This is a genomic window from Streptococcus mitis (assembly GCF_047464035.1).
Taxonomy (GTDB): Bacteria; Bacillota; Bacilli; order Lactobacillales; family Streptococcaceae; genus Streptococcus; species Streptococcus mitis_DX.
Map to the genome: position 1 here is coordinate 1 of NZ_JASHCQ010000005.1, position 14,791 is coordinate 14,791.

16 protein-coding genes and 1 tRNA gene are annotated in these 14,791 nt (G+C 41.3%); 5 read left to right on the top strand and 12 right to left on the bottom strand.

All coding sequences use genetic code 11. The annotated features are described in order from the left end of the window. Window positions 1–204 precede the first annotated feature (204 nt). The 4 genes from QM818_RS02750 to cshA all read right to left on the bottom strand — a co-directional run bounded on the left by QM818_RS02750 (window position 205) and on the right by cshA (window position 3,556). Window positions 205–290, bottom strand: a tRNA-Leu gene (locus QM818_RS02750). A gap of 80 nt (window positions 291–370) precedes the next feature. Continuing rightward, window positions 371–946 carry a cysteine hydrolase family protein gene (locus tag QM818_RS02755; protein WP_261079638.1) on the bottom strand — a complete coding sequence of 192 codons (576 nt, stop codon included), beginning with the start codon at window positions 944–946 and terminating at the stop codon, window positions 371–373. After that, window positions 946–1,734, bottom strand: a complete 789-nt coding sequence (gene codY / locus QM818_RS02760; protein ID WP_000940738.1) for a GTP-sensing pleiotropic transcriptional regulator CodY — start codon at window positions 1,732–1,734, stop codon at window positions 946–948. Before codY ends, QM818_RS02755 begins: the two co-directional genes overlap by 1 nt. A 256-nt stretch (window positions 1,735–1,990) precedes the next feature. Further along, on the bottom strand, window positions 1,991–3,556 hold the full coding sequence (gene cshA, locus QM818_RS02765) for a degradosome RNA helicase CshA (RefSeq protein WP_000671119.1): 1,566 nt from the start codon (window positions 3,554–3,556) through the stop codon (window positions 1,991–1,993). Between the two features lie 329 nt (window positions 3,557–3,885). Here cshA and QM818_RS02770 point away from each other — a divergent pair, with 329 nt between their 5' ends. The 4 genes from QM818_RS02770 (at window position 3,886) to QM818_RS02785 (ending at window position 8,741) form a co-directional block, all read left to right on the top strand. Further along, complete coding sequence (locus QM818_RS02770; RefSeq protein ID WP_414299885.1) at window positions 3,886–5,202, top strand: FAD-containing oxidoreductase; 1,317 nt, start codon at window positions 3,886–3,888, stop codon at window positions 5,200–5,202. 204 nt (window positions 5,203–5,406) lie between these two features. Then, the gene (gene murT, locus QM818_RS02775; protein WP_173876411.1) at window positions 5,407–6,750 is read left to right on the top strand and encodes a lipid II isoglutaminyl synthase subunit MurT; all 1,344 of its coding nucleotides are present in this window, start codon (window positions 5,407–5,409) and stop codon (window positions 6,748–6,750) included. Further along, window positions 6,750–7,532, top strand: coding sequence for a lipid II isoglutaminyl synthase subunit GatD (gatD, locus tag QM818_RS02780; RefSeq protein ID WP_112443988.1), 783 nt, complete (start codon window positions 6,750–6,752; stop codon window positions 7,530–7,532). The genes murT and gatD overlap by 1 nt, the downstream gene beginning before the upstream one ends. A 126-nt stretch (window positions 7,533–7,658) precedes the next feature. Beyond that, entirely contained in the window at window positions 7,659–8,741 is a 1,083-nt protein-coding gene (locus tag QM818_RS02785; protein WP_049516458.1) for a M24 family metallopeptidase, read from the top strand. A 102-nt stretch (window positions 8,742–8,843) separates the two neighbouring features. On the opposite strand, the gene QM818_RS02790 is transcribed toward QM818_RS02785, so the two are convergent. From QM818_RS02790 to QM818_RS02825, 8 genes are all read right to left on the bottom strand, one after another. Then, window positions 8,844–9,305, bottom strand: a complete 462-nt coding sequence (locus tag QM818_RS02790) for an ECF transporter S component (RefSeq protein ID WP_000814989.1) — start codon at window positions 9,303–9,305, stop codon at window positions 8,844–8,846. After that, window positions 9,283–10,056, bottom strand: a complete 774-nt coding sequence (locus QM818_RS02795; protein ID WP_238095361.1) for a bifunctional hydroxymethylpyrimidine kinase/phosphomethylpyrimidine kinase — start codon at window positions 10,054–10,056, stop codon at window positions 9,283–9,285. Before QM818_RS02795 ends, QM818_RS02790 begins: the two co-directional genes overlap by 23 nt. Next, window positions 10,046–10,795: a tRNA pseudouridine(38-40) synthase TruA gene (truA, locus tag QM818_RS02800; protein ID WP_125416066.1), complete on the bottom strand. Its 750-nt coding sequence runs from the start codon at window positions 10,793–10,795 to the stop codon at window positions 10,046–10,048. The genes QM818_RS02795 and truA overlap by 11 nt, the downstream gene beginning before the upstream one ends. A gap of 98 nt (window positions 10,796–10,893) precedes the next feature. Continuing rightward, window positions 10,894–12,045, bottom strand: coding sequence for an MFS transporter (locus QM818_RS02805; RefSeq protein WP_101785892.1), 1,152 nt, complete (start codon window positions 12,043–12,045; stop codon window positions 10,894–10,896). A gap of 225 nt (window positions 12,046–12,270) precedes the next feature. Next, window positions 12,271–12,900: a Pr6Pr family membrane protein gene (locus tag QM818_RS02810; RefSeq protein WP_000033944.1), complete on the bottom strand. Its 630-nt coding sequence runs from the start codon at window positions 12,898–12,900 to the stop codon at window positions 12,271–12,273. Between the two features lie 2 nt (window positions 12,901–12,902). Continuing rightward, a complete protein-coding gene (locus tag QM818_RS02815; protein ID WP_020903640.1) occupies window positions 12,903–13,241 on the bottom strand; it encodes a zinc ribbon domain-containing protein YjdM in 339 nt (112 codons plus the stop codon). 130 nt (window positions 13,242–13,371) lie between these two features. Next, entirely contained in the window at window positions 13,372–14,043 is a 672-nt protein-coding gene (gene cmk / locus QM818_RS02820; RefSeq protein ID WP_414299886.1) for a (d)CMP kinase, read from the bottom strand. 9 nt (window positions 14,044–14,052) lie between these two features. Beyond that, window positions 14,053–14,544 carry an SAG1386/EF1546 family surface-associated protein gene (locus tag QM818_RS02825; protein ID WP_001040919.1) on the bottom strand — a complete coding sequence of 164 codons (492 nt, stop codon included), beginning with the start codon at window positions 14,542–14,544 and terminating at the stop codon, window positions 14,053–14,055. Window positions 14,545–14,589: 45 nt separating this feature from the next. Here QM818_RS02825 and QM818_RS02830 point away from each other — a divergent pair, with 45 nt between their 5' ends. Beyond that, complete coding sequence (locus QM818_RS02830) at window positions 14,590–14,787, top strand: ferredoxin (protein WP_004235080.1); 198 nt, start codon at window positions 14,590–14,592, stop codon at window positions 14,785–14,787. The last annotated feature ends 4 nt before the right edge of the window (window positions 14,788–14,791 follow it).

The following is a 14,791-nucleotide window of genomic DNA, read 5'->3' on the forward strand; positions in this document are numbered from 1 at the left end:
GGATTTCGGAACTTTGAAAACTTCAAAAAAAGGATTTTTATCTCTCTGAACATCAAAAAAGAAAGGACGAAATTTGTCCTTTCTCGAGCTTAGCTTTTCATCAACCCACTACAGTTGACAAAGAGCCTACAAAAAAAGAGCAAAAATTTTTTGCTCTACTTGAACTAGATAAAAAAGAGCTAGCTTAAGCTAACTCTTATCCTATGCGGAGAGAGGGACTTGAACCCTCACGACCTAAAGCGGTCACAGGATCCTTAGTCCTGCGCGTCTGCCAATTCCGCCATCCCCGCGTCGATTACTTTACTAGTATATCAACTTTTAGGATGCTTGTCAACACTTTTTTTCAATTTTTTTCATTTCATCAACCAAATTACTCAGAAAGTTCATTTAGATTTTCATCTACTAACTTAGCTCCGAGTGTATTTTTGAAATGACCTAGGGCAAATTGGTGATTTTCAGGCCAGATGGAAGCAACAGCTGGTTTAACAATCTCGATATCATATCCTAGATTATAGGCATCTATAGCTGTATGCAGGACACAGATATCCGTCAAAACTCCGGTTAAAATAACTGTAGAAATTCGACGCTCTCTCAAACGGATATCTAGGTCAGTACCCGAAAAAGCTGAGTAATGACGTTTATCCATCCAAAAGACACGACTGTCTGAACCATGCTCTTGATAAAAGACCCCCAAATCTCCGTATAAATTCCGTCCACTAGTCCCAATCAAATTGTGAGGAGGAAACAGCTTGCTTTCTGGATGGAAACAATCGTTTTCTTCGTGAGCATCAATGGTAAAGAAGATGTAATCTCCTCGTTCAAAAGCTAGTCGAGTTACCTTGCTGATGGCATCCGAAATCGCCTGAGCTGGAGCGCCTGCTGTCAATTTTCCACTATCAGCAACAAAATCTTCTGTATAATCAATCGAAATCAAAGCCTTAGTCATTAGTAATCTCTTTTCTTCACTTCTTCAAAAATATCTGAAATCAAAACCTTAAGGTAGGTTCCCTTCATTCCAAGTGAGCGACTTTCAATAATCCCTGCAGACTCAAGTTTACGAAGGGCATTGACAATCACAGAACGAGTGATTCCGATACGGTCTGCAATCACAGACGCAGTCAACTGCCCTTCATTTCCATTTAATTCCCCTAAAATTGCTGAAACAGCACGGAGTTCGGAGTAAGAAAGGGTATTAACCGCCATGGTAACAGCAGTACGGCGACGGATATTTTTCTCATCTTCTTCACGCTGGAAATTAAGGAGTTGAATTCCAACAACGGTACTCGCAATCTCAACAAGAATCAAGTCCTCGTCTTCGAATTTTTTATCATTGCGCCAAATAATCAAAGAACCAAGTCGAATCCCTGATACATGAATCGGTGCAATAGTCGTCAAACCATCTGGAAAGTCGGCACGACTTTCCACAGGAAAAATGCTTAAATCATGATCAACTGTCAGATTGGCTTCTGTATCGTAAATCATGTTCGCACCTTGAATGTAGTCATCTGGGAAAATCTTAGTTTGGAAGAACTGCTCTACACGATCTGTATTGGTTTTGTAACGCATAAAATAACCAAGGAGACGTCCCTTGCTATTGACGATACAGGCGTTACAGTCAATAATATCTGCCAATTGACGGGTAATCGCATTGTAGGGAAGTTCTTCCTGCAACTGCTCCTCTGAGCGCTTCAGGATAGAAGTAATTTTTCTAGTTTTTTCTAATAAATGTGCCATTTTTCACCTCGAATTTAATCGCTATCATTATAACATAAACAGCTTGAATTTTCAATTATTATCTGAAAATTGCTTATTTAATTGCAATTTGAAAAAACAAGAATATTTTTAATTAAATTGCTTCTTTTCTATTGACAAGCCCCTTATTTTTGTGTATTATAATATTACAAGAAGATAATATATCTATTTTATTTATCTTTCTATTTCCATTCGGTCTCCTTATATAAAAAAGCGATTCGTTTTGAACCGCTTTTTCTTATTTATCGCCCTTGTTACGAATAACAAAGCCTGTTTGCTTTTCACTTGAAGTATTGCGTGGTTTTTTATTATCCTTACGATAACGTTTTTCCTTATCATAACGATCATTTCCACGACTGCCGTTTTTGAAATCATCACGGCGACCATTGCCACGGCGTTCGCGATCACGACGGTCATCTCCACGACGACCTCCCTTACCTTTACCACCGAAGCCATTACCTGATGGTTTAAATGGCAGTGGTTTTTCACGCGCAATCTCCACTTCAGGAAGGCTATCTGGATCTTGGACAGTCAGACTCAAGATATACATGGCCAATTCTTCTGGAGTAAATTCAGCAGCCAACTTGCGAGCATCCTTACCAAATTTCTCAAAGTTGCCACGGATTGTCTCATCTGCAAAATCACGTTCGATTTTCTTGAGTGCAACCTGTTTCTTAGCTTGGAAGGCTTCTTCTGCACTTGCAGGTTTAAGACCTTTCATGCGCTTCTTAGTCAAGTTTTCAATAATTTGAAGGTAACCCATTTCGTTTGGAGCAACAAAGGTAATCGATTGACCTGATTTACCAGCACGACCTGTACGACCGATACGGTGAACATAACTTTCAGGATCTTGTGGAATATCGTAATTATAGACATGAGTTACACCTGAAATATCCAAACCACGCGCTGCCACGTCTGTTGCAACCAAAACATCTAGATTGCCGTTTTTGAAGTCACGAAGGACACGAAGACGTTTGTTTTGGTCTAGGTCTCCATGAATTCCTTCTGCACGGAAGCCACGGATTTTCAAACCACGAGTCAATTCATCTACACGACGTTTGGTACGACCAAATACGATAGCAAGTTCTGGTTGTTCCACATCCATAAGACGAGTCATGGTATCAAATTTTTCTTGTTCTTTAACACGAATATAGTATTGGTCAACCAATTCTGTTGTCAATTCCTTAGCAGCAATCTTCACATGCTCAGGTTCTTTCATAAACTGAACACCAATACGTTTGATGGCATCTGGCATAGTTGCTGAGAAAAGTAAGGTTTGACGGTTTTCAGGGACACGAGAAATGATAGCTTCGATATCTTCAAGGAAGCCCATGTTGAGCATTTCATCCGCTTCGTCAAGGATAAGAGTTTCAATATCTTGTAATTTCAAGGCCTTGCGTTTAATCAAGTCCAAGAGACGACCTGGAGTTCCCACCACGATATGGGCACCAGATTTTAAAGCCTTAATTTGTTTTTCAATGCTTGATCCGCCATATACTGAGCGAACTTTGACTCCCTTACTACGACCAAAGCGGAAGAGTTCTTCTTGACTTTGGACAGCTAGTTCACGAGTTGGAGCGATAACCAAAGCTTGGATGGTCGCTTCTTCTGTACGAATTTTTTCAAGGGTAGGCAAGCCAAAGGCTGCAGTTTTTCCTGTACCAGTCTGAGCTTGACCGATAACGTCCTTACCTTCAAGGGCCAAGGGAATGGTTTGTTCTTGGATCGGACTGGCTTCTACAAAACCAGCTTTTTCAATCTCTGCTAGCAAATCAGCAGACAAGTTTAATTCATTAAATTTCACGATATTCTTCTTTCTAAAGGTGGTGCGAAGCCACCCTATAGGGCTTAGTTTATACTTTTCTTTTTATGACGTATTTTCATATACTGGATATAAAATCGTGTTGCTTCTTTTCCACAAAAGAAAAGTACTGTTTTCTTTGCAACCTATCTAGTATAACACAAGAGAGAAGCAAAAGATAGCCCAATCTATCGATAAACTCATGTAAACGATTTTTCAGAGAAAATAAGGATGAAATTTCCACTATTTCATAAACTTTTTTAAAGCGTAGCAGAATTGTGCAAAAGTTTTTTTCTTATGCTAGAATGAAATTCGAATAGGAGGAACTCTAAATGTTAACTTATGATTTAATCGTTATCGGATTTGGTAAAGCTGGTAAAACACTAGCAGGTAAATTGGCTTCATCTGGTAAAAAAGTTGCCCTCGTTGAACGTAGCAAAGCTATGTACGGTGGAACTTGTATCAACATCGGTTGTATCCCAACTAAAACTTTGCTGGTTGCTGCTGAGAAAGACTTGTCTTTTGAAGAAGTGATTGCTACCAAAAACACTATCACTAGTCGCCTCAACGGTAAAAACTATGCGACTGTTGCTGGTACAGGCGTCGATATCTTTGATGCGGAAGCTCACTTCCTTTCAAATAAAGTCATCGAAATCCAAGCTGGTGATGAAAAGAAAGAACTGACTGCTGAAACAATCGTCATCAACACTGGTGCTGTTTCAAACGTCTTGCCAATCCCTGGACTTGCTACAAGCAAAAACGTCTTTGACTCAACAGGTATCCAAAACTTGGACAAATTACCTGAAAACCTTGGAGTCCTTGGTGGTGGAAATATCGGTCTTGAATTTGCCGGCCTATACAACAAACTTGGAAGCAAGGTTACAGTCCTAGATGCCTTGGATACTTTCCTTCCTCGTGCAGAACCTTCCATCGCAGCTCTTGCTAAACAATACATGGAAGAAGACGGTATTGAATTGCTTCAAAATATCCGTACTACTGAAATCAAAAACGACGGTGACCAAGTGCTCGTTGTGACTGAAAACGAAACTTACCGTTTCGATGCCCTTCTCTACGCAACAGGACGTAAACCAAACGTAGAACCACTTCAACTTGAAAATACAGATATTGAACTAACTGAACGTGGTGCTATTAAAGTAGACAAACATTGTCAAACAAACGTTCCTGGTGTCTTTGCAGTTGGAGATGTCAACGGTGGCCTTCAATTTACTTACATTTCACTTGATGACTTCCGTGTTGTTTACAGCTACCTTGCTGGAGATGGCAGCTACACACTTGAAGACCGTCTCAATGTACCAAATACTATGTTCATCACACCTGCACTTTCACAAGTTGGTTTGACTGAAAGCCAAGCAGCTGATTTGAAACTTCCATACGCAGTGAAAGAAATCCCTGTTGCAGCAATGCCTCGTGGTCACGTAAACGGAGACCTTCGAGGAGCTTTCAAAGCTGTTGTTAATACTGAAACAAAAGAAATTCTTGGAGCAAGCATCTTCTCAGAAGGTTCTCAAGAAATCATCAACATCATCACTGTTGCTATGGACAACAAAATTCCTTACACTTACTTCACAAAACAAATCTTCACTCACCCAACCTTGGCTGAGAACTTGAATGACTTGTTTGCGATTTAAGTTGAGATTTAATCGTATCGAACAGCCCTCTGAGGGCTGTTTTCATTTCTGCGAAATCTCATACTCTTCGAAAATCAAATTCAAACCACGTCAGCTTCACCTTGCCGTACTCAAGTACAGCCTGCGGCTAGCTTCCTAGTTTGCTCTTTGATTTTCATTGAGTATCAAATCTGTCTTTTCCTTCTTTTATGATATAATAGAAACATGAAATTAAAAACTACTTTGGGCCTTCTTGCTGGGCGTTCTTCCCACTTCATTTTAAGCCGTCTTGGCCGTGGAAGTACGCTTCCAGGAAAACTTGCCCTTCAATTCGATAAAGATATTTTACAAAACCTAGCTAAGAACTACGAGATTGTCGTAGTGACTGGAACCAACGGAAAAACCTTGACAACTGCTCTCACTGTCGGCATTTTAAAAGAGGTTTATGGTCAAGTTCTGACCAACCCAAGCGGTGCCAACATGATTACAGGAATTGCGACAACCTTCTTAACAGCCAAATCTTCTAAAACTGGGAAAAATATTGCCGTCCTAGAAATCGACGAAGCCAGTCTATCTCGTATCTGTGACTACATCAAGCCAAGCTTATTTGTTATTACTAATATTTTCCGTGACCAGATGGACCGCTATGGTGAGATTTACACAACTTACAAGATGATTTTGGATGCCATTCGTAAGGTGCCTACTGCCACTGTTCTTCTTAATGGAGACAGTCCACTTTTCTACAAGCCAGCTATTCCAAATCCTGTACAGTATTTTGGTTTTGACTTGGAGAAAGGTCCAGCTCAGCTGGCTCACTATAATACCGAAGGAATCCTCTGCCCTGACTGCCAAGGCATCCTCAAATATGAGCACAATACTTATGCAAACTTGGGTGCCTATATCTGTGAAGGTTGTGGATGTAAACGTCCTGATCTCGACTATCGCTTGACAGAACTAGTTGAGTTAACCAACAATCGCTCTCGCTTTGTCATTGACGGCCAAGAATACGGCATCCAAATCGGTGGACTTTACAACATCTACAACGCCCTAGCTGCTGTGGCTATCGCCCGTTTCCTCGGCGCAGATTCCCAACTAATCAAGCAGGGATTTGATAAGAGTCGTGCTGTCTTTGGACGCCAGGAAACCTTCCATATCGGTGACAAAGAATGTACCCTCGTTTTGATTAAAAATCCAGTTGGTGCAACCCAGGCTATCGAGATGATTAAACTAGCTCCTTATCCATTTAGCCTCTCTGTCCTCCTCAATGCCAACTATGCAGATGGAATTGATACCAGCTGGATCTGGGATGCGGATTTTGAACAAATCACTGACATGGATATTCCTGAAATCAACGCTGGCGGTGTTCGTCATTCTGAAATCGCACGTCGTCTCCGAGTGACAGGCTATCCAGCTGATAAAATCACTGAAACAAGCAATCTGGAACAAGTTCTTAAGACAATTGAGAACCAAGACTGCAAGCATGCTTATATTCTGGCTACCTATACTGCTATGCTTGAATTCCGCGAACTGCTGGCTAGTCGTCAGATTGTTAGAAAGGAGATGAACTAATGGTTTATACTTCACTTTCCTCAAAAGATGGCAATTACCCTTATCAGCTCAACATCGCTCACCTCTACGGAAACCTCATGAATACATACGGGGACAATGGAAACATCCTCATGCTCAAGTATGTGGCTGAAAAGCTGGGAGCCCATGTGACCGTTGACATCGTTTCTCTCCATGATGACTTTGACGAAAATCACTACGACATCGCCTTTTTCGGTGGCGGTCAAGACTTTGAACAAAGTATTATTGCAGACGACCTACCTGCTAAAAAAGAGAGCATTGACAACTACATCCAAAACGATGGTGTGGTTCTGGCTATCTGCGGTGGTTTCCAACTATTGGGTCAATATTATATTGAAGCTTCAGGGAGACGTATCGAAGGGCTAGGTGTCATGGGCCACTACACCCTCAACCAGACCAATAACCGTTTTATAGGTGACATCAAGATTCACAATGAAGATTTCGATGAAACCTACTATGGCTTTGAAAATCACCAGGGCCGTACTTTCCTCTCGGATGACCAAAAACCACTGGGACAGGTTGTCTATGGAAATGGAAATAACGAAGAAAAGGTCGGCGAAGGGGTTCATTATAAGAATGTCTTTGGTTCTTACTTCCACGGGCCTATCCTCTCTCGCAATGCCAATCTTGCTTATCGCCTAGTCACTACTGCCCTCAAGAAGAAATATGGTCAGGACATTCAACTCCCTGCTTATGAGGACATCCTCAGCCAAGAAATCGCTGAAGAATACAGTGATGTCAAAAGCAAGGCTGACTTTTCTTAAACCAAGAAAAATCATATCAAAGAACTCCGTTATCTTGTCGGAGTTTTTTTGTCTTTTCTTTTACCCTTCTCCCTTGCATTTTCTCTCATTTTTTGCCAAAATAGAGGGGTAGAAAGAAGGTAGCATATGTCTAAATTACAACAAATCGTAACATATCTTGAATCAGAAAAACTAGACGTCGCTGTCGTATCTGACCCCGTCACAATCAATTACCTCACTGGCTTTTACAGTGATCCCCATGAACGCCAAATGTTCCTTTTTGTCCTAGCAGATCAGGAACCTCTCCTCTTTGTCCCAGCCCTTGAGGTTGAGCGTGCAAGCAGCACTGTTTCCTTCCCAGTTGTGGGCTATGTGGATTCTGAAAATCCATGGCAAAAAATGAAACATGCTCTTCCACAACTTGACTTCAAACGTGTCGCTGTTGAGTTTGACAATCTCATCTTGACCAAATATCATGGCTTGAAAATAGTCTTTGAAACTGCTGAGTTTGAAAACCTCACTCCTCGTATCCAACGTATGCGCCTTATCAAATCAGCTGACGAAGTGCAAAAAATGATGGTTGCAGGTCTCTATGCGGACAAGGCTGTTAATGTTGGCTTTGACAATATTTCTCTTGATAAGACAGAGACAGATATCATCGCTCAAATTGACTTTGCCATGAAACGTGAAGGTTATGAAATGAGCTTCGATACCATGGTCTTGACTGGTGATAATGCTGCAAATCCACACGGTATTCCAGCAGCTAACAAGGTTGAAAATGATGCTCTTCTCCTCTTTGACCTTGGTGTTCTAGTCAACGGCTATGCGTCAGATATGACTCGTACAGTCGCTGTCGGCAAACCTGACCAATTCAAGAAAGACATTTATAACTTGACTCTTGAAGCCCAACAAGCTGCTCTTGACTTTATCAAACCAGGTGTGACTGCCCATGAAGTGGATCGCGCTGCCCGTGAGGTCATCGAAAAAGCTGGTTACGGTGAGTACTTCAACCATCGTCTCGGTCATGGTATCGGTATGGATGTTCATGAATTCCCATCTATCATGGAAGGAAACGACATGGTCATCGAAGAAGGCATGTGCTTCTCTGTTGAACCAGGTATCTATATTCCTGGCAAGGTCGGTGTCCGTATTGAAGACTGCGGTGTTGTTACCAAGGATGGCTTCGACCTCTTTACAAGCACCAGCAAAGACTTGCTTTATTTTGATTAAAATTCTTCAAAAATCTTCCCACAATAAAACGCATAGTATCAAGGTTTCAACACCTGATACTATGCGTTTTTTCTGATTTTTAGGACTTTCTCCACATCCTCATTACTTAATCTTCTTGATACTTTGACTAAGAATAAATCCTACAATCATCCCTACCATATTTTGCATGAAATTCGGTAGAATTTCTGGTAGGGCTGCAGCCCAGCCATTCATCAATGTAGAACCCAAGGCGTAGCCCCCTACCATGGCAATAGTTGCTAAGATAAGGCCTAACCACTGAGTTTTTCCTTTAAATCCTGCGAAAAATCCCTGCAAGCCATGGTTGACCAAGCTAAAGAACATCCATTGAGGATAGCCTGATAAGAGGTCAATCAAGAAACCTGCTAGTCCTCCTACTACAGCCCCTTCACGACTACCAAAGTAGAAGGCCGTAAAGAAGACACCCGCATCTAAAAGAGTTAGAATGCCTGTCGGTGTTGGAATTTTTAAGAAATAGCCTAGAACCACAGAAAGGGCGGTTAATAGGGATACAAGGGCGATTTTAGTTGTTTTGGTTTGCTTCATATTGTCTTACTCCATACTGATCTGCTTGTGCAATAGCACGATAAACGAAAGCCTTAGAGCTTTCTACTGCTGGTAAAAGTTCATCACCTTTAACCAAGTGACTGGCAATGCTAGAGGCAAAGGTACAACCTGCGCCAGCATTTTGCCCTTGAATGACAGGATTTTCTAGGACTGTAAAGTTTTGTCCGTCATAAAAGACATCTACAGCCTTGTCCTGACTAAGGCGATTGCCTCCCTTGATAATGACTGCTGGCGCTCCTAAGTCATGCAATTTCTGCGCTGCAGCTTTCATGTCTTCCAAGGTTTTGATCTCTTGACCAGCCAATAATTCTGCTTCTGGGAGGTTAGGCGTAATCACACTGACATAAGGGAAAAAGCGAATCAATTCTTGGCAGAGTTCACTAACTGCTACATCGTGCGTTTCCTTGCAGACCAAGACAGGATCCAATACCACAGGCACTCTTGGATGTTGCTTGATAAAGTCCAATGCCTTCTCAGCCACACTAACAGTAGGGAGAAGACCAATCTTAATTCCCCCAAACTCCACATCACGCAAGCTATCTAATTCATGTTGAAAAATGGCATCCTCAGTTGGAAAGACTTCAAAACCCTTCTCTGTCAAGGCTGTCAAACAAGTCACTGCTACAAAGCCATGCAAGCCGTTCAAGGTGTAGGTAGCCAAATCAGCGGACAAACCACCACCACTAAAAATATCATTTCCTGAAAGTGCTAAAATACGATTATTCTTCATAACGAATCTCCTTTAAATACAAGCCATTTGGTGCTGCCGTTGGACCTGCTAGTTGCCTGTCCTTTTTCTCCAAGATGAGGTCAATCTGCTCCACTGGCATACGATTATTTCCTATTTTGAGCAACGTCCCCACCATATTGCGAATCTGTTTATACAAGAAACCATTTCCTGAAAAGGTGAATGTCAAAAATTGTCCTGTCTCATCAACCCTGAGACTAGCTTCTGTAATGGTACGAACCTTGTCCTCTACACTGGTTCCGGAGGCTGTAAAACCGGTAAAATCATGGGTTCCCTCTAGCTTTTTGATTGCAATCTGCATGCGTTCCACATCGAGTGGATAGGGAAAGTGAGTAGCATAGTGACGACGCATGGGATTTTTAGGACGGCCCCTATCCACAATAAACTCATAGGTCTTGCTGTGCTTAGCATAACGACAATGAAAATCATCCGCCACAAGCTCAATAGAAATCACATCAATATCTTCAGGAGACTGGGTATCCAGAGCAAATCGAAGTTTCTCCTCATCCATTTGATAAGGCAAGTCAAAATGAATCACCTGTCCCAAAGCATGAACCCCACTATCAGTCCTACCAGCACCGTGAACGGTAATGGCTTGCCCCTTATTCAATCTAGTCAAGGTTTTTTCAATTTCTTCCTGAACGCTACGCGCATGAGGCTGGCGCTGAAAACCAGCAAAGGCATAACCATCATAGGAAATAGTTGCTTTATATCTCGTCATGACTTCTATTTTATCAAGAAATTAGTCTCGTAACAAGCTAGAAAATTTATAATTGTCTGGGTACAATATTTCCGAAAAGAAAAACTTAGGAATCAATCCTAAGCTCTCTTTTGAAGTAGGTACATAACAAAGATAGAGGTTACAATCAACCAGGATCCTAAAATGGCGAAGACCAGCATCCCATTGTGAGTTAGTAAGCCAATTGCACCTAGAACGAATGGAGTCGTAAAGGCTCCGAAACTACAGCCTAAAACTGCAAATGAGGTTGCTTGATTGAGGAGTTTAGCTGGAATTCTTTCAGAGACAAGTTGAAAGACCGTCGTCAAGGCTACACTGTAGGCAAAACCAGCCAGAATGCTTCCTGCCACCACCACCCACAAGGATGGAGATAAAGCAATCACAATTTGCCCTAAGCCGAAGGTAATACCAGACCAGAGGAGTAATTTTTCCTTAAAGATAGAAATCAAGAAAGAAAAACTCACCCCAGCCACAATCCCAATCAGCTGCATGATACTTAGGACAAAACTAGATAACTGGGCATCTCCAAGCCCTCTTTCCACCATCAAACTTGGAATACGAATAGTAATAGCCGTATTGGTACAAACTACAACTGCCGCTTCTATAGCTAGGGTAAAAATCAAGCCTTTCATTTCACGAGTTAAACGACTTGCTTCCTTCGCTTTTTTCTTGACTTCTTTCTTTTCTTTTCCATAAGGGACAAAGAGCAGATAAAGGGTCAGCACCAAAAATCCAGCACTATAGGCCAAGAAGGTAGCTGTCCAACCAAAGGCCAACAACTGACCGACTGCCAAGGTAATGAGAGAAGCTCCTACGACCTCTGCAGAACCGCGTAGTCCTAACATCTGAATGCGCGTTTTTCCTTGATAGCGTTCACTAATAATGGAAATGGCCTTGGCATTGATCATCCCAACACCCAAACCAAAAAGAATCCGTGTTCCAAAGACAAAAGGATAGGCCTGATACCAGAAGGGAGCCGTTCCACTCAGTGATAAAATCAACAAGCCCAAACTAATCTGTAAGCGCTCAGGGAATATTTTTTCTAAGAAACCATTTAGTAATAACATAATCATGATTCCAAAGGATGGCAAGCTCGCTAAGAGCTCAATTTGTTCCTTAGGATAACCTTGATAATAGTCAAACATAGCTGGTAGAGCACTTGAAATCGAAAAGGAGGTAATCAAAACGAGGGAGAGAGCCAAAATACTGACCCGTTCTAAAAATTGTTTCATGAAATCTCTTTCTATATTTCTCTTAATCTTCTATTTTTTGATGGTTATCAAGCAAGAAAAGAAGAAGTCTCTTTGGTGTATAGACTCCTTCTTAAACTCGAAAATGAATCCCTTGTGTCTTATACTCAATGAAAATCAAAGAGCAAACTAGGAAGATAGCCGCAGGCTGTACTTGAGTACGGCAAGGCGAAACTGACGTGGTTTGAATTTGATTTTCGAAGAGTATTAGGATGACTTTCTCTTGATTTGCTTGATAAAGTAGAAGATAAATCCTGCCACCATATAGGCAACAAAGATAATCAGACACCACTTAAACACGACATCCCAACCCTTGTTTACATTCAAAAAGAAGTAAGGGAAGGGACTGACCTTAGAATTAGGAACATCAAGTTTCAGTACCAAGCCATTAAAAAGAGCAAAAATCATATACAGCAAGGGTAAAATCGTCCACACAACTGGATCCCAAATCTTGTATTGACCCTGTTTGTCAAAAAAGAGGGTATCCGCTAAAAACCAAAGGGGAACGATATAGTGGCAAAGGAAATTTTCCAGAGTATAGAAATTAGTCGCAATGGGCGCTAAGAGGAAATGGTAAATCACACAGGTAATCATGATACTCATGGTAACCCCACCTTTTAAGCGCAAGAGACTTGGTCTTTGCCAGTTTTCACCTAAACGGCTCATAACCTTTAGGAGATAGAGCGTAAAAATCGCTACTAAAAGATTTGACAAAACCGTATAATAGAGAAGCATCCCAAATCCACCATGCTTGGCGATTTCAAGATAAACTCCCGTAAAAGCCGCTAGAAACAAGAAGATACGGCTATAAAATACTAGTTTATAGTGCTTTGACATGCTTAAATTTTCTTCACAAACTCTGATTTGAGTTTCATGGCACCAAAGCCATCGATTTTACAGTCGATATTGTGGTCGCCTTCTACGATGCGAATATTTTTCACACGCGTTCCTTGTTTCAAATCTTTTGGCGCACCTTTTACTTTCAAGTCCTTGATGAGGGTTACTGTATCACCGTCAGCCAATTTATTTCCGTTGGCATCGATAGCGACAAGACCTTCTTCTACTTCTGCAACTTCAGCAGGATTCCACTCATGAGCGCACTCTGGGCAAACCAGTAGGGCACCGTCTTCGTAGACATACTCTGAGTTACATTGTGGGCAATTTGGTAGGTTGTTCATGGTTTCTCCTTATCATCATTCACTATTCTTTGAAAATCAAAATTTCTCGAACAGCAACTATTATACCTTAAAATTAGTATTTTGACAAATTTAGAAAAAAACCGATATCAATCTATCGGCTTTTCTACATTTACATTCTTTTTTCAGCTTCTGCTTTGATTTTTTCAACTACTTCTTGAATGTTCAAACCAGTTGTGTCAAGGTAGACAGCATCCTCTGCTTGTTTGAGAGGTGAAGTCTCACGATGGCTATCCTTGTAGTCACGTGCAGCAATCTCCTCTTTTAAAGTTTCAAGATCTGTTTCAATTCCCTTGGCAATATTTTCCTTGTAACGGCGCTCTGCTCTTTCATCTACCGAAGCTACTAGGAAAATTTTCAATTCTGCTTGTGGCAATACAACAGTCCCAATATCGCGACCGTCCATGACAATCCCACCTTGCTGGGCAATCTCTTGTTGGAGAGAAACTAGTTTCTCTCGTACTTCAGGAATTGCTGCAATAGCTGAAACATGATTGGTCACTTCATTTTCACGGATAGGATGGGTAATATCCACATCTCCTACAAAGACAAGTTGTTCTCCAGTTTCTGAGCGTCCAAAACTGATTGGATGCTGGTCCAATAAGGCTAAAAGTTCTTCAACTTGTTCAACTCCTAATTGGTTCCTGAGAGCCATGTAGGTCGCTGCACGATACATAGCACCTGTATCTAGGTAGGTGAATCCAAAATCCTTGGCAATAATCTTTGCGACCGTACTCTTGCCACTTGAAGCAGGACCGTCAATAGCAATTTGAATCGTCTTCATTTATGACTCCTATCTAGTCTTAATCACATCTCCAGGATTAGCAAACCAAGATCCTGTAGCCATATGGCCAGGATTCAAAGCCTCTAACTGAGCAATCGAGATTCCTGCACGAGCGGCAATAGCTGCTTCTCCTTCTCCAGCCATAACTTTTGTAGTTCCTTCTGGATCAGTTGGATGTTCTGAGCTACTAGATGACTCTTCTACCTTCTCCTCTGAACTAGAAGATGCCTGCTCTGAACTACTACTAGAAGTAGAAGAAACTTGCTCTACTTTTGTATCTGAATCGTGAAAATCTTTCAAGGCTGCTGTGCGATTACTCCCACCCGATGAAAGATAGATAAGAACAATAATCATCACGACTACAATCACAAAGAAAATACTTGCTAAAATAGTCAAGATACGATTAGCCAGCACTCCTCCACCTTGTTCTCTCTTACGACGTTCTGATCTTGTTTCTTCCTGATTCTCATAAATATCTTCTTGCCACGGTTCTTTTGCCATACCTTACTCCTTGTTTTTTTTTACTTTTCTTATTACAATATAAATATGAAAATCACACTTATACCTGAACGCTGCATTGCCTGTGGTCTTTGCCAAACTTATTCTGAATTATTTGATTACCACGATAATGGAATCGTGCGTTTTTACGATGACCCTGACCAACTAGAAAAAGAAATCTCTCCTAGCCAGGACGTCGTAGAAGCTGTTAGAAACTGTCCGACACGTGCCTTGATTAAAGATTAACTCT